We start from the raw sequence: 21,372 nt of genomic DNA, 5'->3' as shown, positions 1-21,372 counted from the left end.
CACCAGGCCGTGACCGACTTCGAAGCTGCCGTGATCCGCGCACGAGGGTTCGCCGGCGCCGACCGGGACCGACGCATCGAGGTCGACGATGCGTTGATGGAACAACTCGCAGCGACCGCGGAAGCGTCCCCCGAGTTGCGGCTGTATGCGTCGAGAGTCGCTGCCGGACAGTGCCGGTGGTCCGAGATCGAGGTGACGGCGCGTCCGGTTCCGCCGGAGGTGGCCGAACTCAAGACGAATCCGCGGCTCCGGTGGTTCCCGGAACCGCCGCGTACCTCGACTGCGGAAGGGCAGGAATGGGAGTCCTACCGGATCCCCTGGCAGTAGCTCCCCTACCCGTGGTGGCCGCGGCGGTGTGTCCTTCGGGCTGTCCTGGCAGCCCGAAGGACACACCGGCCGTGTCAGCGGCCGATGAGTGCGAGGCGTTCGATCTCGGCGAAGTCGGTGCCGGCGGCCTCCGGCCGGGAGCGGCCGACCAGCGAGCCCACATAGGCCAGCAGGAATCCCGCCGGCACGGACACGAGGGCCGGGATCGTGAGCGGGAAGATCGGGTCGATCCCGTGGATCAGCCCGGTGGGTCCCAGGATGTTGGGACTGATCGCCACCAACCCGAGGCTCACTGCGAGGCCGCCGACCAGGGCCCAGGTCGCGCCGACGCGGTTGAATCCGCGCCAGTAGATGCTCAGCAGCAGCACAGGCAGGCTGGTGCTCGCGGCGACGGCGAACGCGACGTTGGCGAGGAAGCCGAGGTTGAAGCCCTTGGCCCCGAGCGCGAGGAACATGGCGACGACGGCGATGCCGAGCAGTGACAGCCGGGCCACCTTCAATTGCTGTTCACCGGTGGCCTTTCCGCCCTTGACGACGTGAGTGTAGAGGTCGTGCGCGAACGCTCCGGAGGTGGCGATGGCGACGCCGGCGAGGACCGCGAGGATCGTGGCGAGGGTGATGCCGATGATCACGGCCTCGAGGGCAGGACCGCCGAGGGCGCCGGCGAGCTGAACGACGGCGAGGTTACCCTGTGGATGCGCGGCGGCGATGGCGTCGGATCCGAGGGCGCGGATCGCGCCGTATCCGACGAACGGCAGCACCACGTAGAAGGCGCTGAAGATCCACAGTGCGACCACACCGGATTTGCGGGCGGCGCGGGCGTCCTTGACGGTGAGGAACCGGACCATCACGTGCGGCAGACCCATCACGCCGAGGGCAAGGGCGAGCTGCTGGGAGATGATGTCGAAGGTCTTGGTGGTGTTCTGCGGGTGCGACGACGTGACCGAGTCCGGCAGCGGCTCGACGACGTGCAGCGGGCTCGGCCCGTACTTCGCGAGCACCAGGAACAGGATGAGAGCGGTGCCGGTCAGCAGCAGCCCGGTCTTGAGCACCTGCACCCAGGTGGTGGCGAGCATGCCGCCGAACATGGTGTAGACGACCATGAGCAGCCCGAGGACGATGACGGCGACCCAGAACTTGATGCCCAGCAGGGCCTGCACGAGCAGTCCCGCGCCGACGAACTGGATCACCATGTACATCGCGGAGATGACGATCGTGGTGACGGCGAGAGCGGCGCGCAGTCCGCGGCCGTCGAACCGGGCGGCGACGGCGTCGGCGAGGGTGAAGCGGCCGAGGTTGCGCAGCGGTTCGGCAATGATGAGCAGCACCAGCAGGTACGCCAGAGGCACCGCGGTGGCGTAGTAGAAGCCACTGAACCCGGCGATCCCGATCATGCCGGTGATACCGAGAAACGAAGCGGCCGAGACGTAGTCGCCGGAGATGGCCAGTCCGTTGCCGACGGGCCCGACCTGCCCCTCGGCGACGTAGTGCGAGTCCGTGGAGGTGTTGCGCTTGGCGGCCAGGTAGGTGATGCCGAGGGTGACACCGATGATGGCGACGACGATCGCGACGCTGAGTCCCATGCCGGTCACCGCCCTTCCAGCGCGGCAAGGTGCGCATCGACGACTGCATCCATGCGGCGCGCCCAGCGGGTGTAGATCTGCGCGACGACGAGGATCGCGGCGAAGACGGCGAACCCGACCCAGTACGCGATGCCGAGTCCGCCGAGGCGGCCGGACAAGACCGTGGTGGAGGTTGTCAGGACGATGTAGCCCATGAACACCGCGAGCAGGACGGCTGCGGAGCCGAGCGACAGGCGTCGGCGTTGCCGAGCAAGGGCGAGGACGGCGTCGAGACCGGCGTCGTCCGGCCGGGTCGTGCCGCCGCCGGCGGCCGTGGAGATGTCGAGCGACATGATCACCTCAATGGGGTGTGAAGGGATCAATCAATCAATGCTTTGATTGATTGGCTGCCCTACCGTAAGTGAGGGTCATCACAAAGCGCAAGTACTCCGGCGCCGCGACTCAGTCGCGGGTGTGGATATCGAGGTCGTCGGCCGCGGTGGCGAGCTTCTCCAGCAGGCCGATCAGGATGGTCTGCTCGGGCTTGGTCAGCACGCTCGTCCAGGTCCGTTCGCGCTTGTTGTGCGCCGCGTAGGTGCTGGTGATCGCGTCGACGCCGGCCTGGGTCAGACTCAGCTCGACCGAGCGCCGGTCGCGCTCAGAGCGCCGCCGGGTCACGAGGCCGTCCCGTTCCAGCGTGTTGACCAGCGCGGACACGGCGGCGCGGCTCATACCGGAGAGCTGGGCGACCCGCTTGGCATCGCTCGGCCCGGACAACCACAGCATGAACAGCACCCGGAAGCCGGGCCAGCTCCAGCCCTGCGGGCGGTGCACGGTGGACTCGAGGTCGTAGACGAGTGCACTCGCGACCCGGGTCAGTTCGAGCACGAGCCGCATCGACTGGGGATCGACCTCGGGCATGACGCGCGTCGTCTTGCGCACGGCGAAGTCGACAAAGCTCAGAAAGTCCAGGTTGTCCACGTCGTCCGCAGGCTCGCTCACCCCGCCAGCGTAGAGGTGGCGCCGCATGCACCGTGCCGAAGTGGTCAAAGGCTTGCGCATCCGGTGTGACGCCACTTACATTGGTCACAGATTCGTTCAAACCTTTTACTAACTGGGGTGGTTCCATATGACCGCACTGTCCTTCGCTTCCTCCGCCGATCTGGGCGAGAAGGAGCAGACCCTCGAGATTCTCGCCGACGGGGTGTACGCGCTGACCGCCGAGGGCGATCCCAACCTCGGGGCTGTCGAGGGCGAGGACTTCCTCGTGTGCTTCGAGGCGCTCGCCACCCCGGTCGCGGCGCGCGACTGGCTGGCCAAGCTGCGTGAGCACACCGACAAGCCCGTGCGCTACCTCGTGCTCTCGCACTACCACGCGGTGCGGGTGCTGGGAGCGTCCGCCTTCGACGCCGACACCATCGTCGCGCACGAGAACACCTACAACCTCATCGCCGAGCGCGGCCGGGAGGACTGGGAGTCCGAGTTCGGCCGCATGCCGCGCCTGGCCAAGGGTGCCGACTCCGTGCCCGGCCTGACCTGGCCGACACTGACGTTCAGCGACCGGCTCACCATCGACCTCGGTGGCGACCGCGGCAACCTGGTACTCCAGCACCTCGGCCGCGGCCACACCGAGGGCGACATCGTCGCGTGGCTGCCGCAGCAGAAGATCCTGTTCGCCGGCGATCTCGTCGAGGCGCAGGCCGCGCTGTACACGGGCGATGCGTTCCACCGCGACTGGTCCACCGGCACACTCGACCGGATCAAGGCGCTCGGCGCCGAGGCGCTCGTCGGCGGGCGCGGCGCGGTCAGCCGCGGCCGCGAGGAGGTCGACGCCGCCATCGAGCAGACCCGGCACTTCCTGAACGTGATGCTCACCGAGGTAGAGACCGTGCAGCGGCGTGGCGGCACATTGAAGGAGGCGTTCGAGGCGACGCACGCGGCACTGTTCGACCGCTATGGGCACTGGCCGATCTTCGAGCACTGCCTGCCGTTCGACGTCTCCCGGGTGTGGGACGAACTGTCCGGCATCGAACGGCCCGTGATCTGGACCGCCGAGCGCGACCACGAGGTCTGGGCCCAGCTCCAGAGCTGACCCCACCACGGTACGAGAAGGAAATGTGATGACAGTGCGGAACATTCACAACGGCACCGTCGCGGTGCTCGGGAACGGACCCGTCGGGCAGACCACCGCCCTGCTGCTCGCCCGGTGGGGCATTCGCGTGATCGTCCTGGACGCTCGCCCCGAACGCGACCCGATCGGCTCGAAGGCGATCTGCCAGCAACGCGACGTGCTCGAAGTGTGGGCCGCCGTCGGTGTCGGCGAGCAGGTCGCCGCGGAGGGCGTCACGTGGGACACCGCGAGCACCTTCTACCGCGACAAGAAGCTGTTCACCCAACCGTTCGTCGACAACGGCCGCTCCGCGTTCCCGCCGTTCGTCAACATCTCCCAGGCCCGCACGGAGCAGCTGCTCGACGAGCGCATCGCCGAGGAACCGCTCATCGAGGTCCGGTGGGGTCACCATGTCGACGGTATCGACCAGGACGACGCCGGCGTACGCGTGCTGTGCACGACCCCGGACGGTCCCGCCGTCGTGCCCGTCGCCTACGCGGTCGCGACGATGGGGGCGCGGGCCGACGGGTTCCGCACGCACCTCGGGCTGGACTTCGCGGGTCGCACGTTCGACGACAAGTTCCTCATCTGCGACATCAAGGCCGACATCCCCGACTGGGCACACGAGCGCAGGTTCTACTTCGATCCCGAGTGGAATCCCGGACGCCAGGTGCTCATCCACCCGTGCCCGGATTCGACGTTCCGCATCGACTGGCAGGTCCCCGGCGACTACGACCTCGAGGCCGAAACGGAGAGCGGCGCCCTCGACCGCCGGATCCGCCGGATCATCGGCGCCGAGCTGCCCTACGAGATCGTGTGGAAGTCCGTGTACCGCTTCCATGCTCGTCTCGTCGACCGGATGCGCGTGGGCCGCGTCCTCGTCGCCGGCGACTGCGCTCATCTCGTGTCGCCGTTCGGTGCGCGCGGCCTGAACTCCGGGGTCGGCGACGCCGAGAACGCCGCGTGGAAGCTCGCGTTCGTGCTGCGCGGCTGGGCCGACGAGTCGCTCCTGGACACCTACGACCTGGAGCGGCGGGCCGCGGCGCGCGAGAACATCGAGGTCACCTCCGCGACAATGGATTTCCTGGTGCCGCAGACCGACGAGCAGCGCGCACACCGCCTGCGTATCCTCGAGGCGGCGGCCGACGACGCCGACGCCCGCGCCCAGGTCGACTCGGGCCGCCTCGCGGAACCGTTCTGGTATGCCGACTCGCCACTGACCACCGCGGACCCGGCCCGTCCCTTCGCTGGTCGGCCCGCCAGGGGTGTTGCTCCACAGCCTGTTCCGGGCGTTCTGCTGCCGGACATGCCGGTCGCGGTGTGCGGTCGGGCCACGCGCCTGCGTGCGCTGGCCCGGGCGGGAATCCTGCTCCTGCACGGCCGCGACGTCGACGCGACCACGCTGCGCACGCTCGCGCTGGACGCCACGAGCGCGCCGGTTCGGATCCACGCCCTCGACGACATCGACGCGACCGGCGCGCTCGCCGAAAGCCTTTCCGCGGCAGCGCACGAGGTGTGGGTTGTCCGGCCCGACGCGCACATCGCCGCGGTCGTCGACACCGCGGACCCGGCCGTGCTGACCGATGCGATCCGCACCGCCACCGGACGGCGGGTCGTGGCCCCGCTGGTGGCCGCGGTGTGACACAGAGGTGGTACGCGCTCCCCGGTCACGGAACCGGGGAGCGCGTCCGCGGTCAGCGCCGGGTGCGGCGTTCCCGCTCCGACAGACCTCCCCACACACCGTGCCGCTCCCTGCTGAGCATCGCGTGGGTTCGGCACTCCGTCAGCACCGGGCAGCTCGCGCAGATCCGCTTCGCGGCGGCCTCGCGCCGGCGCCGGACGTGCGATGGTTCGTCGTCCGGGGCGAAGAAGTAGAATTCACCGGCGGATCGGCAGCTACCGCGGAACCGCCAGCCGAGGGCCGGCCGGGTGTGCTCGCTCAGCAGGCTCACCCAACGATCACCACGTCCAGGGTCCGCGGACCGTGCACACCCTCGACTCGTTCGAGTTCGATGTCGGAGGTTGCGGACGGGCCGCTGATCATGGTGGTGGGCCGCTCCGGCACCAGCCGGGCCAGTGCCTCCGGGACCCCGACCTCGACGTCGGCGAGCGGCACCACGCACACGTGCAGGTCCGGCACCAGGGTCAGCGCACGCCGCCCCTGGCCCGGGCTTCCGTCGAGGAAGATCGTGCCGGTCTCGGCGCACGTGACGGCGGAGGCGGTAACGACGCCGTCGAGTGCGCCGAGGTCCGGCGCGGGGATCTCGGCCGAGTCCACCACCACGTCACCGTCGAACCGCGCCAGCCACGAGGGATCCAGTCCGGCGGGAATCCCCACGCGCCGCACACCCCTCTCCGCGAGGACCCGTGCGAGCACGTCGGGCAGGTCGCCGGGCGTGCACTCGTGGACGTGTGCCTTGTAGTCGACGAGCCGGTCCACGAGCAGTTCCCGGCGCTGCGCGTCGGGCAGGGTGCGTCCGGTGCGATAGTCGCGCGGAACCTGCACGGGCTCCGGCGGAGCCAGGGTCAGGGCGTCACGGATCCGGCCGAGGATGACATCCCGGGTGCTCACTGCTGTCGTCCCTTCTCGCGAGCCTGCGCCAGCGCGGCCCGCCCCTCGTCCGAGTTCCACCATTGCCGGAACGTCTGTTTCGGTGGTGCCGGAATATCACGCGCCTCGGTCCAGCCTCCCAGCGGCCCGGGCAGCGTCGTGATCTTCCCCTTCCTCCCGGCGAGGAGCCGGCCGAGTCCGGCGGCCTTCTGCGCGGCCGTCCACCGGCGCGACGACGACATCGCCAGCGAGGCCGCCTTCATCGCCGCGGCCTCGACCCCGAACGGCGCGTGCTCGACCTTCTGGTGCCGCAGTTCGACCAGCAGCGACGGGATGTCGATCTTGACCGGGCACGCGTCGAAACATGCTCCGCACAGGCTCGACGCGAACGGCAGGGTCGCGTTGGGGTCACCCGGTGTGTCCATGCCGGCGAGTTGCGGGCTGAGCACGGCGCCGATCGGCCCGGGATACGTCGAGCCGTAGGCGTGCCCGCCGGTGCGCTCGTACACCGGGCACACGTTAAGGCAGGCCGAGCACCGGATGCAGTGCAGCGCTTCGCGTCCCACCCCGTCGGCGAGCGCGGCGGTGCGGCCGTTGTCGAGCAGCACGAGGTGGAACTCCTGCGGTCCGTCGCCGGGGGTGACGCCGGTCCACATCGACGTGTACGGGTTCATCCGCTCCCCCGTCGACGACCGCGGCAGCAGTTGCAGGAACACCTCGAGGTCCCGGAAGGTGGGCAGCAGCTTCTCGATGCCCATCACCGTGATGAGGGTCTGCGGCAGGGTCAGGCACATGCGACCGTTGCCCTCGGATTCGACGACGGCGAGCGTGCCGGTCTCGGCGATCCCGAAGTTCGCGCCCGACACCGCGACCGGCACGGTCATGAACTTCCGGCGCAGGAACTTGCGGGCCGCGGCCGCGAGATGTGCCGGGTTGTCGTCGAGATCGGGTTCGACATCGGGCATCTCGCGCAGGAAGATCTCGCGGATCTCGGCACGGTTGCGGTGGATGGCGGGGACGAGGATGTGCGACGGCTTGTCGTGACCCAGCTGGACGATGAGTTCGGCGAGATCGGTCTCGTAGGCCGTGATCCCCTGGTCCTCGAGATGCTCGTTGAGCCCGATTTCCTGCGTGGCCATCGACTTGACCTTGATGACCTCGTCCGAGCCGGTCTTGCGGACCAGGTCGGTGACGATGGCGTTGGCCTCGGTGGCGTCGGCCGCCCAGTGCACGACGCCACCGCGGGCGACGACCGCCGCCTCGAGCTCGATGAGCAGTTCCGGCAGCCGGCCGAGCACGTCGCGCTTGACGGCGGCGCCGGCGTCGCGGAGCTGCTGCCAGTCGGGCAGTTCGTCGGTCACGTTCAGCCGCTTGGCCCGGATGGTGTGGGTGGCCTTGCCGATGTTGCGGCGCAGCTGGGTGTTCGCGAGTTCGTGATGCGCTGCGGCGGGGAATTTCTCGGTGCCGCGCAGATTTCCGGAGCCGCGCGGGGGGACGGCGGGCATGCCGAGGACGGTCATGCGGGCACTCCCTTCGGCGCGACGGCCGGTTCGACGGAGGCGAGGATCTCCGCGAGGTGGATGGTGCGGGCCCCGGTGCGCAGGCGCGAGAGCCCACCGCCGATGTGCATCAGGCACGACGAGTCGCCGGCGCTGCAGTATTCGGCGCCGGTCGCGGTGATGTTGCACAGCTTGTCCGCGAGCATCGCGGTGGAGGTCTCGGCGTTCTTGATCGCGAACGTGCCGCCGAATCCGCAGCAGGAGTCGGCCTCGGGCAGTTCGACGAGGTCGATCTCGCGGACCGCCCGCAGCAGTTGCAGCGGTCTGTCGCCGACGCGCAGCATGCGCAGCGAATGGCAGGTGGGGTGATAGGTGACCCGGTGCGGGAAGTAGGCGCCGACGTCGGTGACGCCGAGGACGTCGACGAGGAACTCGGACAGCTCGTACGTCTTCGCCTTCACCGTGTCGACGCGGCCGCACAGCGCCGGCGAGCCGTAGCGGGCGGCGACGATCTCGTGCTGGTGCCGCACGGAACCGACGCAGGACCCGGACGGCGCGACGATCGCGTCGATGTGGGTGTCGCCGAAGGTGTCGGCGTAGTTCTCGACGAGGGGCAGCGCGTCGGGTTGGTAGCCGGTGTTGACGTGCATCTGGCCGCAGCAGGTCTGGCCTTCGGGGAAGACGACGTCGTGGCCGAGCCGGGTGAGGAGCAGGGCGGTGGCCGAGACGGCACCGGGGAACATCGTGTCCCCGAGGCACGTCGCGAACAGGGCGATTCGCATGTGGATCTCCGCATCGGGTCTGTGTGGTCAGACCACAGTAACGCATGGTCGGTGCGGTGCGTCACCCCCTCGGCCGAAATTCCCCCGGATCCCTCCGGCACTCGATTGTGACCGGGGTCATGGTGTACGGTCCTGTGGTCTGACCACAGAACCCGCCGCGGTCCGCGGCGCAAACCGGGAGTTTCATGTGGAAACCGAACTGCTGGCGGTGACGTACACGCCGTCGACCACCGCCGTCGCCGGCAACCTCACCGCGACGGCCCTGCTGGGCCTGGTCCCCCTGCTGACGTTCTTCGTGCTGCTCGCCGGCCTCAAGCTCAAGGCCTGGTACTCCGGGCTCGGCGCGCTCGCCGTCGCACTCGTCGTCGCCGTCGTCGGCTTCGGCATGCCGGCGCCGCTGGCCGGACTGTCCGCGCTGCAGGGCATCACGTTCGGCCTGTTCCCGGTCATGTGGATCGTGGTGACCGCAATCTGGTTCTACGAACTCACCGTTGTCAGTGGACGTTTCGAGGACTTGCGGCACGTGTTCAACTCGGTCGGTCACGGCGACATGCGCATCCAGGCGATGCTCATCGCATTCTGCTTCGGCGGCATGCTCGAGGCCCTCGCCGGATTCGGCGCACCGGTCGCCATCACCGGCGCGATGCTCATCGCGATCGGAATGCCCCCGATCCGCGCCGCCGTCACCGTGCTCGTCGCGAACACCGCACCGGTTGCGTTCGGCGCCATGGCAATTCCGATCACCACCGCCGGCAACCTCACCGGCATCCCGTCGACCGAGATCGCGGCCGTCGTCGGCCGGCAGACGCCGGTCCTGGCGTGGTTCGTGCCGTTGCTGTTACTGCTGCTGGTCGACGGCCGGCGCGGCGTCCGGCAGGTGTGGCCGATCGCGCTGGTCACCGGTTTCGCCTTCGCGGTCGCCCAGTACTGGTGCTCGAGCAACTTCTCGTACGAACTCACCGACGTCGTCGCGTCCCTCGTCGGGCTCGCCGCCGCCGTCCTCATGCTGCGGTTCTGGCGGCCCACCACGCCCGAGGACCAGCATTCGCACGTCACGGCCGAACCGATCGGCGCCGTGCGCACGGCAATGGCCCTGTTCCCGTACCTGCTCGTCATCGTGGTGTTCGGCATCGCCAAGCTGTGGACCCTCGGCCTCGACGTGCCGAAGTGGCTGTCGGGCACCGACATCAAGATCGAGTGGCCCGGGCTGTACGGGAATCTGCTCACCGCGAGCGGGGATCCGTCGACCGGGGCGATCTACACGCTGCCGTGGCTGTCGAATCCCGGCACACTCCTGCTGCTCTCGGGGATCATCGTCGGCGTCGTGTACACGGTGCGCAGCGGCGACGGGCGGTTCCCGATGACCGTCCGGCTCACCTTCCGCACCTTCGGCGAAACACTGTGGAAGATGCGGCTTTCCATCGCCACAGTGGCGACGGTGCTCGGACTGGCGTACGTGATGAACCACTCCGGGCAGACCGTCGCGATCGGTACGTGGCTCGCCGGCACCGGCGCGATCTTCGCGTTGCTGTCGCCGATCCTCGGCTGGCTGGGTACCGCCGTCACCGGCTCGGACACCTCGGCGAACGCGCTGTTCGCGCGGCTGCAGCAGACAGCGGGCCAGGCCGCGGGTATCGATCCGACACTGCTGGTCGCGGCGAACACCTCCGGCGGTGTCGTCGGCAAGCTGATCAGCCCGCAGAACCTCACCATCGCGGCGACCGCAGTCGCCCGGCCGGGCAGCGAGCCGCTGCTGCTGCGCAAGGTCGTCGGCTACAGCGTCGGGATGCTCGCGCTGTTGTGTGTGCTGGTGTATCTCCAGTCGACTCCGGTGCTGTCGTGGATGCTGCCGTGAGCCGGCACTACCGGGGCGGGTGCAGCCCGGTCAGCTCGTAGTGCAGTGTGGGCGTGCGCATGACCTTGTGGGCGGCACGCACCAGGTAGCGCTGCAGCACCGGATACTTGCGGTCGATCGCGCGACTCGGCGCCCGACAGCAGCCGGGCGGTGGCCTCGACCGCGGATCCGGTGACCCGCCCCCGCCACGTGCACGGGCTGATGCGTACCTCGGGAAAGTTCTTCAACCGCTTGTTCTTCGATGCCCGCCCGGGCGTACGGAAATAGGCGCGATCGCCCCGCACCGCGATGTTGACGGGGGTGTCGACCCAGCTGCCGTCCCGTTTCCGGGTCTGCAGCAGCACCACCTTCTCAGCGACGAACGGTTCGAGCTCGGGAGGAATCGGTTCGGTCATGACTGCTCCTCACGAGGATCACTGTCTCCCAGGATCCGCGCGTTCGGTGCGACCGGCAAACGGCATAGGCTCGCACCATGTCGCAGTCCGAGCCCCGCGCATGGGAGACCGTGTTGAACCACCTCGAGCAGCAACTGGTCTCGGGACACCTCGCCCCCGGCCAGCGGTTGCCCGGGGAACGCGTCCTGGCCGCCGAGCTCGGGGTGGGCCGTTCGTCGGTGCGGGAGGCACTGCGCGTGATGGAAGCGCTCGGGTTGCTCACCGCGCAGACCGGCTCCGGGCCCACCGCGGGCGCGATGATCGTCTCGCGGCCCACCGGCGGCATGTCCATGCTCATGCGCCTGCAGGTGGCAGCGCAGAATTTCCCGGTGTCGGACGTGGTGCAGACCCGTCTCGTCCTCGAGACCGAGGTGATGCGCGCGCTGGCCGCGAGCGACCCCACCCCGGACCTGTCGCACGCCGAGCAGCTGCTCGACGCGATGGACGACGCGACGCTCGCCGCACACGAATTCCTGGTGCTCGACGCCCGGTTCCACATCGCGATGGCGGACGCGGCCGGAAACCAGGTGATCGCGGCGATGATGACGGGCCTGCGCGACTCGATCGAAAGCTACGTGCTCGCCGGCGCCCCTCTGACCACCTGGCCCACGACGTGCACCCGGCTGCGCTGCGAGCACCGCGGGCTGCTCGAAGCCGTTCGGGCGGGCGATCCCGAGCTGGCCCGCGCCCGTATCGTCGAGCACATTCGCGGCTACTACGCGGAGAGCCTGGGGCGCCCGGACGCCCCTGAACGCGAGCACCCCCGACCTCGTGTATAGTTGGCGATGCAACGCGGGGTGGAGCAGCTCGGTAGCTCGCTGGGCTCATAACCCAGAGGTCGCAGGTTCAAATCCTGTCCCCGCTACCACCACCGGCCCGGACTCTCACGAGTCCGGGCCGGTTTCGTTGTCCCGTGCGAACCCTGTGGGCCGAGCGAATGTATCGCTCATCTCGACAGCGGTAGCGACCGATACATTCGCTCCGAGCCACGGCGGGCAGGCGAGTACATTCCCGCTGTGTACGGAACAGTCGGGCGACCGCGGAGTGTGCGATGAGCGAGGACGACCCGGGCGGGCGACCGGCGCAGCGTGAGAACGCCGGCCGGCGTGCTCCCCGCTGGCTGCGGCCGGCGATCTTGTACGTGCTATTCGCCGTCGCCGCCTACCAGCTCTCGGGTTGGCTGTTCCACAACCTGCGCGGGTTCCTGGGCCTGCTGTTCCTGGCGTGGTTGCTGAGCATCACCCTCGAGCCGGTCGTCGACTGGCTCGAACGCGTCGGCATGCGGCGCGGCGCCGCCACCGGCCTGGTGCTCTTCTCTCTGCTGGCCTTCGCGATCGGGTTCGTCGCGCTGTTCGGCACCCTGCTCGTCGAGCAGCTGGGCCAGCTGTTGAAGGCCCTGCCGGACGCCCTCACCGCGGTCACCGAATGGGCCAACCGCGTCTTCGACACGAATTTCGCCACCGGTCCGGAGCTCCTCCGCCTGACCCCGGAGACCGTCCGGGAACTGGTCCAGCGGTTCACCCCCGGGGTCGTGGGGGTGGTGTCGTCTGTGGTGGGAGTGGTCTTCCAGGCCATGACGATGCTGCTGTTCGTGTTCTACATGTCGGCCGAGGGACCGGCGATGCGCCGCACGATCTCGAGCTGGTTCCCGGCCCGGCAGCAGCAGGTGATCTCGACGGTGTGGGAGACCTCCGTCGAGAAGGCCGGCGGATACGTCGTCTCGCGGCTCATCCTGGGTGCGGTCAGCGCCGTGGGCACCGGCATCTTCCTGATGGCGATCGGTGTGCCGTACTGGCTGCCGCTCGCGCTGTGGACCGGGGTCGTGTCGCAGTTCGTGCCCACCCTCGGGACGTATCTCGCGATCGCGCTGCCGGCGATCATCGCCGCGGCCAACCAGCCGATCGACGGGCTGTGGGTGGTGTTGTTCGGCACTGCCTATCAGCAGGTCGAGAACTACGTGCTGCACCCGCGGATCACGTCGAAGACCGTGTCGATCCACCCGGCCGTCGCATTCGGTTCGGTGATCGTCGGCGCGTCGCTGTTCGGTGCGATCGGGGCGCTGGTGTCGGTCCCCGTCGTCGCCGTGCTGCAGGCGTTGGTCGAAACATACGGACGCCGCTACGAACTCGTCGTCGACCCCACCGGCAGGACGAAGCCCGAGCCGGAACCCCGCGACGACGAGGACGGCTGAACGTTACTGCCGCGGCACCCGGCCCATGAGATAGAACTCGGGATTGGGCATCATCCCGGTCACGCTGGCCATCTTGTTGCTCAGGCCGAAGAACGCGGTGATCGCGGCGATGTCCCAGGCGTCCTCGTCGGTGAAGCCGTGGGCGTGCAGGGCCGCGAAGTCGGCGTCGTCGACGTCGTAGGCACGCTCGTTGACCTTGGTGGCGAAGTCGAGCATCGCGCGCTGCCGCGGTTCGATGTCGGCGGTGCGGTAGTTGACCGCCACCTGGTCGGCCACCGTCGGCTTCTTCTCGTAGATCCGCAGGATCGCGCCGTGCGCCACGACGCAGTACAGGCAGTTGTTGGCGGCGGAGATCGTGGTGACGATCATCTCCCGGTCGCCCTTGGTCAGGCCGGAGTCCTCCCGCAACATGATCGCGTCGTGGTACGCGAAGAAGGCCCGCCACTCGGCGGGACGTCGCGCGAAGGTGAGGAACACGTTGGGCACGAACCCCGACTTCTCCTGCACTTCGAGGACGCGCTCTGCGATGTCCCCGGGCAGATCCTTCAGTTCCATGGCGGGAAAGCGCGTGCTCACAAGGTCTCCTGGGCCGGTCGGGACAACGGACCCTGAAGTTAACCGGAATTAACCGAGTTGTCCAGAACGCCGCGCCACGGCGGTCACCGGTCGAACCACGCCTGCGCGTCGAGACGGAAGCCCTCCGCGCCGGCGACCGTGCGCAGATCGGCTTCGAGCTGCCGCAGGCGCTCGGAGCCCAACGTCCGGCCCCACCGGCCACGGAGTTCGTCGAAGATCACCGCGGAGCGCCGGAGGCAGTCGAGGCCTCGGTCGGTGAGGACGACGGTCTTCGCGCGCGCATCGGACGGATCCGCCTCCCGCCGCACGTACCCGAGTTGCTCGAGCCGATCCACCGTCTTGCCCGCCGCCTGTTTGGACACGCCGAGACGGCGGCCGATCTCGCTGGCCGAGGCACCGGCGGTTCCGATGGCCTGCATCGCGAAGCCGTGCGCGGGGCGCACGTCCGGATGCCCCTCCTCGGCGAGCTGCCGATGCAGAGCGTCGACCAGGGCACGGAATCCCGCGAACAGCAGGAGTGGCAGCTCGTAGCCGGGGCCTTGCGCGGATTCGACAACTTGGTTTACCGTTCCGTCAACCATGTTGTCTATCTTAACGGAGGACGGTTCGATGCCCACCACCTTCACCCGCCACAGCCCCGAGACCGCGCCGCCCGCAGCCCGGCCGATCATGTCGGCGATCGGACGAGAGTTCGGATTCGTGCCCGACCCCGTCGCGCTCATGGCCGAATCCCCCGAACTGCTGTCGGCCTTCACCCGCGCCAACGCACTGTTCGAGCGCAGCAGCCTCGGCGAGATCGAACGGGAGGTGCTGGTGCTGACGATCGCCACCCGCAACGAATGCCACGTGTGTGTCGCCCTGCACAGCGCGAAGCTCACCAGGATGGGCGCACCCGGGGACCTCGTCGACGCACTGCGCACCGGCCGGGCCCTCGCCGACGAACGACTCGAGGTCCTGCGGAGGTTCACCCTGGCGGTACTCGATTCGGCCGGTGCGGTGCCCGACGACCGGTGGGCCGAGTTCACCGCGGCGGGGTTCACGGCGCGCAACGCCCTCGAGGTGGTCCTCGGCGTCGGCACCTTCACCCTCTCGACGCTCGCCAACCGACTCACCGCCGCCGAGCTGGACCCGCCGCTCGCGCTGTTCGCGTGGCGACGCGAGGAGGTCGCCCCGTAAACGCAGACGGCCGAATGTCACACGGGTTCAGTCAGATCGAACCCGTGTGACATTCGGCCCGTCAGGGGAGGAAGGGTCAGACGATGAGCTTCGCGGCGGTCGCGGCCAGAACGTCGTCGACACTCACGCCGGGCGCGGTCTCGACGAGCTTCAGGCCGTCGTCGGTGACGTCGATGACCGCCATGTCGGTGATGATCCGCTGGACGCAGTGCTTGCCGGTGAGCGGCAGGGTGCACTCCTCGAAGATCTTGGGCTCGCCCTTCTTGGTGACGTGCTCCATCATCACGATGACGCGCTTGGCGCCGTGGACGAGGTCCATCGCGCCGCCCATGCCCTTGACCATCGCGCCGGGGATCATCCAGTTGGCGATGTCGCCCTTGGCGGAGACCTGCATCGCGCCGAGGACGGCGACGTCGATCTGTCCGCCGCGGATCATGCCGAAGGACTCCGCCGAGTCGAAGAACGAGGCCCCGGGGATGACCGTGATGGTCTCCTTGCCGGCGTTGATGAGCTCGGGATCGAGCTCGTCCTCGGTCGGATACGGCCCGACACCGAGCACGCCGTTCTCCGAGTGCAGGATCACCTCGACGTCCGGGTCGAGGTAGTTGGGCACCAGGGTCGGCATGCCGATGCCGAGGTTGACGTACTGGCCGTCCGAGAGTTCCGCGGCCACGCGCGCGGCCATCTGCTCACGGGTGAGCTTCTGGATGGTGGTGGCTGCCTGGGTCATGAACGGACCGTCCGATTCTCGATGCCGACAGTGACGGGGCCGACGTGCACGACGCGCTGGACGTGGATGCCGGCGGTATGGATCTCGTTGGGGTCGAGCTCGCCGGGTTCGACGAGGTGCTCGACCTGCGCGATGGTGATGCGGCCCGACGTGGCGGCGGGCGGGTTGAAGTTGCGGGCGCTCGTGCGGTAGACGAGGTTGCCGTGCCGGTCGCCCTTCCAGGCGTGGACCAGGGCGTAGTCGGCGACGATTCCGCGTTCCATGACGTAGGTCTCGCCGTCGAACTCGCGGGTCTCCTTCGGCGGGGACGCGACGGCGATACCGCCCTTGCCGTCGTAGCGCAGCGGCAGGCCCCCCTCCTCGACCTGGGTGCCGACACCCGCGGGGGTGAAGAAGGCGGGGATGCCGGCGCCGCCGGCGCGCAGCCGCTCCGCGAGGGTGCCCTGCGGGGTCAGCTCCACCTCGAGCTCGCCGGAGAGGTACTGCCGCGCGAACTCCTTGTTGGAGCCGACGTAGGAGGAGATGGTGCGGCGGATGCGGCCCTTCTCCAGCAGCACCCCGAGGCCGAAGCCGTCGGTGCCGCAGTTGTTGCTGACCGTCTCGAGGTCGGTGGCGCCCTGCTCGAGCAGCGCGTTGATCAGGATTTCCGGAACGCCGACCAGACCGAATCCGCCCACGGCGATGGTGACGCCGTTCGGGATGTCGGCTACGGCCTCGGCGGCGGTGGCAACGACTTTGTCCATGCCTCTACGATAGCGGCAGTTGTGCGTAATGTGAACCCCCGTCCGTGATACGAACCATTTCGAGACTGTTTCATTTTGGAATATTGATTCGGCCAGGACGACCCACTAGCCTCGTACGCATAGCGTCCTTCCGTCCATATCGCGAACACGCATCGAACACCGAGGTCCCATGCTTCACCTGCCACCCCGCTTCGCCCGCCCCGACGGCGTGCACCCGCCGCTCGACTTCCCCGACTACCGGACCACCGCGCTGCGACGCCCGGCGCAGCCGCTCACGCTCGTCCCACAGCGGCTCGGCGAGCTCACCGGGCCGGTCTTCGGCGAGGACCGCGTGCAGGAGGGGGACGCCGACCTGAGCATCGCCAACGGCGGCGAGGCCGCCGGCCAGCGCATCATCGTGCACGGCCGCGTCCTCGACGGCGACGGCAAGCCCGTCCCCCACGCGCTGCTCGAGGTGTGGCAGGCCAACGCCGCCGGCCGCTACCGGCACGTCGACGACAACTGGCCCGCCCCGCTGGACCCGTTCTTCAACGGCGTCGGCCGCTGCGTCACCGACGCGGCGGGCCGATACCGGTTCACCACCGTCAAGCCCGGGGCCTACCCGTGGCGCAACCACCACAACGCCTGGCGTCCCGCCCACATCCACTTCTCGTTGTTCGGCACGGCGTTCACGCAGCGGCTCGTCACCCAGATGTACTTCCCCGACGACCCGATGTTCTTCCAGGACCCCATCTACAACGCGGTGCCCGCCGAGGCGCGGCACCGGATGGTCAGCGTCTTCGACTACGACGCCACCGTCGACAACTGGGCCCTCGGCTTCCGCTTCGACATCGTCCTGCGCGGACGCGAGGCCACCCCCTTCGAGAACGAGGAGGACGACGATGAGTGAGTTCGCTCCTCGTTACCCCGTCACCCCGGGCGACCAGAGCACCGCCGCCTTCGGTCCCACACCGTCGCAGACCGTCGGTCCGTACTGGAAGATCGGCCTCGAGTGGGCCGACGGCGCGGACGTCGTCCCCGCCGACACCCCCGGCCGGATCACCGTGCGCATCACCGTGATCGACGGGAACCGCGAGCCGATCGCCGACGCCATGGTCGAGACCTGGCAGGCCGACGCCGAGGGCCGGTTCGGCGCCGAGGGCTTCCGCGGCTTCGCCCGCGGCGCCGCCGACGGCACCGGCACCGCCGCGATCCACACGGTCAAGCCCGGCGCCCACGAGTCCGACACCGAGGCCGACGAGGCGCCGCACCTGAACGTCGGGATCTTCGCGCGCGGCATGCTCGACCGCCTCTGCACCCGCATGTACTTCCCGGAGGACCTCGCCGCGCACGCCTCCGACCCGGTGCTCACCGCACTACCGGAGTCGCAGCGGCACAAGCTGATCGCCGACAAGTCCGACGACGGCTACGCCTGGACCGTGTACGTTCAGGACCTCGATCCGAACGGTGTGGAGACGCCGTTCTTCGCGATCTAGACGGGAGCGTGCCTTGACCGTGCCGGCGCAGTCCGACAATACCCGCGGTGCCCTCTTCGACCCTGTGTTCGGGGCCGGCGACCTCGCACCGCTGCTGTCCGACCGGGCGTGGATCGCCGCCCTGCTCGACGTCGAGGTGGCGATCACGCGCGCCGCCGAGAAGCACGGTCGCGCCACCGCCGCCGACGTCACGGCCGTCGCCGCGGCGGCCGGGGAACTCACCCGCGAACTGGACCCGGCCGAACTGGGCCGGCTCTCCGCGGCCGGGGGCAATCCGGTGATCCCCCTGGTGAAGATCCTGCGGGAGCGCGCGCAGGCCCCTGCCGCCGCGGTGCACGTCGGGGCCACGAGCCAGGACGTACTCGACACCGCGCTGATGTTGCTGGCGCACAAGGCCGGCCGGCTCGTCGTCGCCGAGTTGCGCGGCGCCGCCGAGGCGACGGCACGCCTGGCCCGCCGGCACCGTGACACCCCGATGGTCGCGCGCACCCTCGGGCAGCAGGCGCTGCCCACCACGTTCGGGGCCCTCGCCGCGACGTGGCTCGTCGCGCTCGACGACGCCACCGCCTCGCTCGACCGCGCCCTCGTCTCGCTGCCCGCCCAATACGGCGGCGCAGCAGGCACTCTCGCCGCAGTGCACCCGGACGGCCTCGCGTTCGCGGACACCCTGGCGGACCTGCTCGGGCTGGCCAGGCCCCTCGTGCCGTGGCACACCGCGCGTACCCCCGTGACCGGGCTCGCGGTCGCCCTGGGGGTCGCCGCGGGCGCGGTCGCCAAGCCCGCCACCGACGTCGTCCTCATGGCCGCAACCGAACTCGGCGAGGTCAGCGAGGACGCGCCGGGCGGATCGTCGGCGATGCCGCACAAGCGCAATCCGGTCGCGGCGATCACCGCCCGGGCGGCCGCGCGGCGCGTGCCCGGCCTCGTCGCGACCGCCCTCGCGTCGACGGACCACGAGTTCGCCCGCGCCGCGGGCGCCTGGCATGCCGAGTGGGAGACGCTCACCGACCTGCTCCGGTTGACCGGCGGTGCGGCCCATCAGCTTTCGGTCAGCCTGACCGGGCTGCACGTCCACGCCGACGCGTTGACCCGCAACCTCGAACTCACCGGCGGGGCGATCCTCGCGGAGAAGGTCGCCGCGGCGCTGTCCGAGCACACCGGCTCGGCGCGCGAGATCGTCACCGCGGCGGCCCGCACCGGCACTCCGCTCGACCGCGATCCCGGCATCGTCGAGCACCTCGGCGCCGACCGGGTCCGCGCCCTGCTCGACCCCACCCGCTACCTCGGCCACGCCGGCGACCTCGTCGACCGTGCCCTGGCCCACCACGACACCACCGCCGACCGGCCCCTTGGAGGACAGGCATGACCGTCACGCTCAACTACGAACAGCACGGCGACCCCACCGCTCCCCCGGTGGTGCTGCTCGGGTCGCTCGGCTCCGACCTGTCGATGTGGGCGCCGCAGATCACCGCGCTGTCCCCGATCGCCAACGTCGTCGCCGTCGACCACCGCGGGCACGGCAAGTCCCCCGTCGTCGCCGGTCCCTACACGATGGCCGATCTCGGCGGTGACGTCGTCGCGCTGCTCGACTCGCTCGGCCTCGGCTCGGTGCACTTCGTGGGCCTGTCGCTCGGCGGCGCCGTCGGCCAGTGGCTCGCCGCGCACCACCCCGAACGCGTCCGCACCCTGACCCTGCTGTGCACGTCCGCCGCCTTCGCCCCGGCCCAGCCGTGGCTCGACCGCGCCGCCACGGTCCGCGCCGGCGGGCTGGCGTCCATCGCCGAGTCCATCGTCGGCCGCTGGTTCACCCCGGGCCTCGCCGAACGCGACCCCGTCCTGGTCGCACGGCACGTCGAGATGGTGGCGGGCACCAGCGACGAGGGCTACGCCGCGTGCTGTGAGGCGCTGGCCACGTGGGACGGGCGCCCCGACCTCGCCCGCATCGTCGCGCCGACCCTCGTCGTCGCCGGCGAGCAGGATCCGGCCACCCCGCCGGCCGTCATGGAGCAGATCGCCGACGGCATCGCCGGCGCCGCCTTCCACGTCGTCGACCCGGGCGCGCACCTGGCCAACGTCGAACAGGCGGGCCGGATCACCGCCCTGATCCGCGAGCACATCGCCCGCGCCATCCCGGCCGGGGCGCAGCGCACCGCCGCCTTCGAACAGGGCATGCGGGTGCGGCGCTCGGTGCTCGGCGACGCGCACGTCGACCGGGCGATGTCGGCGGCCACCGAGTTCACCGAGCCGTTCCAGGACTTCATCACCCGCACCGCGTGGGGCGACGTCTGGTCCCGGCCCGGACTGGACCATCACACCCGCCGGCTGCTGACGCTGGCGATCCTCACCGCCGTCGGCAACGAGCACGAACTCGACATGCACATCCGGGCGGCCCTGCGCGCCGGTCTCGACCCCGACGAGCTCGTGGAAGTATTCCTGCACACCGCGATCTACGCGGGAGTGCCGAACAGCAACCGGGCGTTCGCGCTCGGCAGGCAGGCGCTCGCAGACGGCGAGGGGAGCACCACACCATGACGATCACCGACGGCGACCCGATCGCGGCGACCGCAGCGTCGCCGGACTACGTGCAGTCGCTCGCGCGCGGACTGTCCGTCATCAAGGCGTTCGACGCCGAACACCCCCGGCGCACCCTCAGCGAGGTGGCCAGGGCCACCGACCTGACCCGGGCCACCGCGCGACGGTTCCTGCTCACGCTGGTCGAGCTCGGATACGTACGTACGGACGGCTCCCAGTTCTGGCTGACCCCGCGCGTGCTCGAGCTCGGCTACAGCTACCTGTCGAGCCTGACGCTGCCGGAGGTGGCACGCCCGCACCTCGAGGCGCTGGCGAAGAACGTCCACGAGTCGACGTCGGTGTCGGTGCTCGACGGTGGCGACGTCGTCTACGTCGCGCGGGTTCCGGTCAGCCGCATCATGACCGTCTCCATCACCATCGGCACGCGCTTTCCCGCGCACGCCACCTCGATGGGGCGCGTCCTGCTCGCCGGGCTCTCCCCCGCCGAACTCGACGCCTACCTCGCCACCGCGACGCTCGAGCCGCTCACCTCCCGCACCCTGATCACGGCCGACGGGTTGCGCGCCGAGCTCGACCGGATCCGGCGCGACGGCTACTGCATCGTCGACCAGGAACTCGAGGAGGGGCTCCGCTCGCTGGCCGCGCCCATCCGCGACGCCTCCGGCGGCGTCGTCGCCGCCGTGAACATCTCCACCCAGGCCGCCCGCTACAGCCTCGACGCCGTGCGGAGCGAACTCGTGCCCGCCGTGATCGAGACGGCAGCGGCGATCTCGGCCGATCTCGCCCGGACCCAGAAGCACTGACCCCGAATATCGACAAGGAAACTGCC

Annotated in this window: 23 protein-coding genes, 1 tRNA gene and 1 pseudogene; 13 read left to right on the top strand and 12 right to left on the bottom strand. The window is 69.7% G+C overall.

Annotated features, from left to right (window positions below; all coding sequences use genetic code 11):
* The first annotated feature begins 9 nt into the window (after positions 1 to 9).
* Complete coding sequence (locus A4U64_RS00435) at positions 10 to 327, top strand: hypothetical protein (RefSeq protein WP_232334139.1); 318 nt, start codon at positions 10 to 12, stop codon at positions 325 to 327.
* A 74-nt stretch (positions 328 to 401) separates the two neighbouring features.
* Here the strand turns inward: A4U64_RS00435 and A4U64_RS00430 are convergent, their stop codons facing one another.
* The 3 genes from A4U64_RS00430 to A4U64_RS00420 form a co-directional block, all read right to left on the bottom strand.
* Entirely contained in the window at positions 402 to 1,910 is a 1,509-nt protein-coding gene (locus A4U64_RS00430; RefSeq protein WP_065923364.1) for a solute symporter family protein, read from the bottom strand.
* Positions 1,911 to 1,915: 5 nt separating this feature from the next.
* On the bottom strand, positions 1,916 to 2,242 hold the full coding sequence (locus A4U64_RS00425; RefSeq protein WP_006940653.1) for a DUF485 domain-containing protein: 327 nt from the start codon (positions 2,240 to 2,242) through the stop codon (positions 1,916 to 1,918).
* A 109-nt stretch (positions 2,243 to 2,351) separates the two neighbouring features.
* Complete coding sequence (locus A4U64_RS00420; RefSeq protein ID WP_037201204.1) at positions 2,352 to 2,918, bottom strand: MarR family winged helix-turn-helix transcriptional regulator; 567 nt, start codon at positions 2,916 to 2,918, stop codon at positions 2,352 to 2,354.
* Positions 2,919 to 3,018: 100 nt separating this feature from the next.
* Between A4U64_RS00420 and A4U64_RS00415 the strand changes: the two genes are divergently transcribed.
* Together A4U64_RS00415 and A4U64_RS00410 are read left to right on the top strand one after the other, a co-directional pair.
* A complete protein-coding gene (locus tag A4U64_RS00415) occupies positions 3,019 to 3,981 on the top strand; it encodes an MBL fold metallo-hydrolase (protein WP_065921962.1) in 963 nt (320 codons plus the stop codon).
* 28 nt (positions 3,982 to 4,009) lie between these two features.
* A complete protein-coding gene (locus A4U64_RS00410) occupies positions 4,010 to 5,641 on the top strand; it encodes an FAD-dependent monooxygenase (RefSeq protein ID WP_065921961.1) in 1,632 nt (543 codons plus the stop codon).
* A gap of 52 nt (positions 5,642 to 5,693) precedes the next feature.
* Here A4U64_RS00410 and A4U64_RS00405 read toward each other — a convergent pair whose 3' ends face one another.
* From A4U64_RS00405 to A4U64_RS00390, 4 genes are read right to left on the bottom strand one after another with little or no spacing between them, the layout of a single operon-like run.
* Complete coding sequence (locus tag A4U64_RS00405; protein WP_152103802.1) at positions 5,694 to 5,951, bottom strand: WhiB family transcriptional regulator; 258 nt, start codon at positions 5,949 to 5,951, stop codon at positions 5,694 to 5,696.
* Positions 5,948 to 6,571 carry a LutC/YkgG family protein gene (locus A4U64_RS00400; protein ID WP_006940643.1) on the bottom strand — a complete coding sequence of 208 codons (624 nt, stop codon included), beginning with the start codon at positions 6,569 to 6,571 and terminating at the stop codon, positions 5,948 to 5,950. Before A4U64_RS00400 ends, A4U64_RS00405 begins: the two co-directional genes overlap by 4 nt.
* Positions 6,568 to 8,070 carry a LutB/LldF family L-lactate oxidation iron-sulfur protein gene (locus tag A4U64_RS00395; RefSeq protein ID WP_065921960.1) on the bottom strand — a complete coding sequence of 501 codons (1,503 nt, stop codon included), beginning with the start codon at positions 8,068 to 8,070 and terminating at the stop codon, positions 6,568 to 6,570. The genes A4U64_RS00400 and A4U64_RS00395 overlap by 4 nt, the downstream gene beginning before the upstream one ends.
* Positions 8,067 to 8,831 (bottom strand): (Fe-S)-binding protein, encoded by a 765-nt coding sequence (locus A4U64_RS00390; RefSeq protein ID WP_050036037.1) that lies wholly within the window; start codon positions 8,829 to 8,831, stop codon positions 8,067 to 8,069. The genes A4U64_RS00395 and A4U64_RS00390 overlap by 4 nt, the downstream gene beginning before the upstream one ends.
* A 187-nt stretch (positions 8,832 to 9,018) precedes the next feature.
* Between A4U64_RS00390 and A4U64_RS00385 the strand changes: the two genes are divergently transcribed.
* Positions 9,019 to 10,686, top strand: a complete 1,668-nt coding sequence (locus tag A4U64_RS00385) for an L-lactate permease (RefSeq protein ID WP_006940638.1) — start codon at positions 9,019 to 9,021, stop codon at positions 10,684 to 10,686.
* A gap of 7 nt (positions 10,687 to 10,693) precedes the next feature.
* Here the strand turns inward: A4U64_RS00385 and A4U64_RS27515 are convergent.
* Positions 10,694 to 11,081, bottom strand: a pseudogene (locus A4U64_RS27515) (PPOX class F420-dependent oxidoreductase).
* 77 nt (positions 11,082 to 11,158) lie between these two features.
* Between A4U64_RS27515 and A4U64_RS00380 the strand changes: the two are divergent.
* The 3 genes from A4U64_RS00380 to A4U64_RS00370 all read left to right on the top strand — a co-directional run bounded on the left by A4U64_RS00380 (position 11,159) and on the right by A4U64_RS00370 (position 13,311).
* A complete protein-coding gene (locus A4U64_RS00380) occupies positions 11,159 to 11,899 on the top strand; it encodes a FadR/GntR family transcriptional regulator (RefSeq protein WP_029546476.1) in 741 nt (246 codons plus the stop codon).
* A gap of 12 nt (positions 11,900 to 11,911) precedes the next feature.
* Positions 11,912 to 11,988, top strand: a tRNA-Met gene (locus A4U64_RS00375).
* Between the two features lie 183 nt (positions 11,989 to 12,171).
* Positions 12,172 to 13,311, top strand: a complete 1,140-nt coding sequence (locus tag A4U64_RS00370) for an AI-2E family transporter (protein WP_029546477.1) — start codon at positions 12,172 to 12,174, stop codon at positions 13,309 to 13,311.
* A 3-nt stretch (positions 13,312 to 13,314) separates the two neighbouring features.
* On the opposite strand, the gene A4U64_RS00365 is transcribed toward A4U64_RS00370, so the two are convergent.
* Positions 13,315 to 13,866 carry a peroxidase-related enzyme gene (locus A4U64_RS00365; RefSeq protein ID WP_037201207.1) on the bottom strand — a complete coding sequence of 184 codons (552 nt, stop codon included), beginning with the start codon at positions 13,864 to 13,866 and terminating at the stop codon, positions 13,315 to 13,317.
* Between the two features lie 104 nt (positions 13,867 to 13,970).
* Positions 13,971 to 14,468 (bottom strand): MarR family winged helix-turn-helix transcriptional regulator, encoded by a 498-nt coding sequence (locus A4U64_RS00360; RefSeq protein WP_050036038.1) that lies wholly within the window; start codon positions 14,466 to 14,468, stop codon positions 13,971 to 13,973.
* Between the two features lie 28 nt (positions 14,469 to 14,496).
* Here A4U64_RS00360 and A4U64_RS00355 point away from each other — a divergent pair, with 28 nt between their 5' ends.
* The gene (locus A4U64_RS00355; RefSeq protein WP_029546480.1) at positions 14,497 to 15,063 is read left to right on the top strand and encodes a carboxymuconolactone decarboxylase family protein; all 567 of its coding nucleotides are present in this window, start codon (positions 14,497 to 14,499) and stop codon (positions 15,061 to 15,063) included.
* Between the two features lie 76 nt (positions 15,064 to 15,139).
* On the opposite strand, the gene A4U64_RS00350 is transcribed toward A4U64_RS00355, so the two are convergent.
* The gene (locus tag A4U64_RS00350) at positions 15,140 to 15,793 is read right to left on the bottom strand and encodes a CoA transferase subunit B (RefSeq protein WP_029546481.1); all 654 of its coding nucleotides are present in this window, start codon (positions 15,791 to 15,793) and stop codon (positions 15,140 to 15,142) included.
* Positions 15,790 to 16,536: a CoA transferase subunit A gene (locus A4U64_RS00345; RefSeq protein ID WP_029546482.1), complete on the bottom strand. Its 747-nt coding sequence runs from the start codon at positions 16,534 to 16,536 to the stop codon at positions 15,790 to 15,792. Before A4U64_RS00345 ends, A4U64_RS00350 begins: the two co-directional genes overlap by 4 nt.
* 169 nt (positions 16,537 to 16,705) lie before the next feature.
* Between A4U64_RS00345 and pcaH the strand changes: the two genes are divergently transcribed.
* Genes pcaH through A4U64_RS00320 form a run of 5 tightly spaced genes read left to right on the top strand, consistent with a single transcriptional unit; the run spans position 16,706 to position 21,346 of the window.
* Positions 16,706 to 17,425, top strand: a complete 720-nt coding sequence (pcaH, locus tag A4U64_RS00340) for a protocatechuate 3,4-dioxygenase subunit beta (RefSeq protein ID WP_029546483.1) — start codon at positions 16,706 to 16,708, stop codon at positions 17,423 to 17,425.
* Positions 17,418 to 18,011, top strand: a complete 594-nt coding sequence (pcaG, locus tag A4U64_RS00335) for a protocatechuate 3,4-dioxygenase subunit alpha (protein ID WP_065921959.1) — start codon at positions 17,418 to 17,420, stop codon at positions 18,009 to 18,011. The genes pcaH and pcaG overlap by 8 nt, the downstream gene beginning before the upstream one ends.
* Positions 18,012 to 18,024: 13 nt before the next feature.
* Positions 18,025 to 19,377, top strand: coding sequence for a lyase family protein (locus A4U64_RS00330; RefSeq protein WP_065921958.1), 1,353 nt, complete (start codon positions 18,025 to 18,027; stop codon positions 19,375 to 19,377).
* Positions 19,374 to 20,543 (top strand): bifunctional 3-oxoadipate enol-lactonase/4-carboxymuconolactone decarboxylase PcaDC, encoded by a 1,170-nt coding sequence (gene pcaDC / locus A4U64_RS00325; protein WP_065921957.1) that lies wholly within the window; start codon positions 19,374 to 19,376, stop codon positions 20,541 to 20,543. Before A4U64_RS00330 ends, pcaDC begins: the two co-directional genes overlap by 4 nt.
* On the top strand, positions 20,540 to 21,346 hold the full coding sequence (locus A4U64_RS00320) for an IclR family transcriptional regulator (RefSeq protein ID WP_050036044.1): 807 nt from the start codon (positions 20,540 to 20,542) through the stop codon (positions 21,344 to 21,346). Before pcaDC ends, A4U64_RS00320 begins: the two co-directional genes overlap by 4 nt.
* The last annotated feature ends 26 nt before the right edge of the window (positions 21,347 to 21,372 follow it).

Origin of the sequence: Rhodococcus sp. WB1 (genome assembly GCF_001700945.1) — a bacterium.
In the GTDB taxonomy this organism is placed as follows: Bacteria; Actinomycetota; Actinomycetes; order Mycobacteriales; family Mycobacteriaceae; genus Rhodococcus; species Rhodococcus aetherivorans.
Note: the sequence above shows the minus strand (reverse complement) of the source record. Positions and strands in the feature narration are given on the sequence as shown.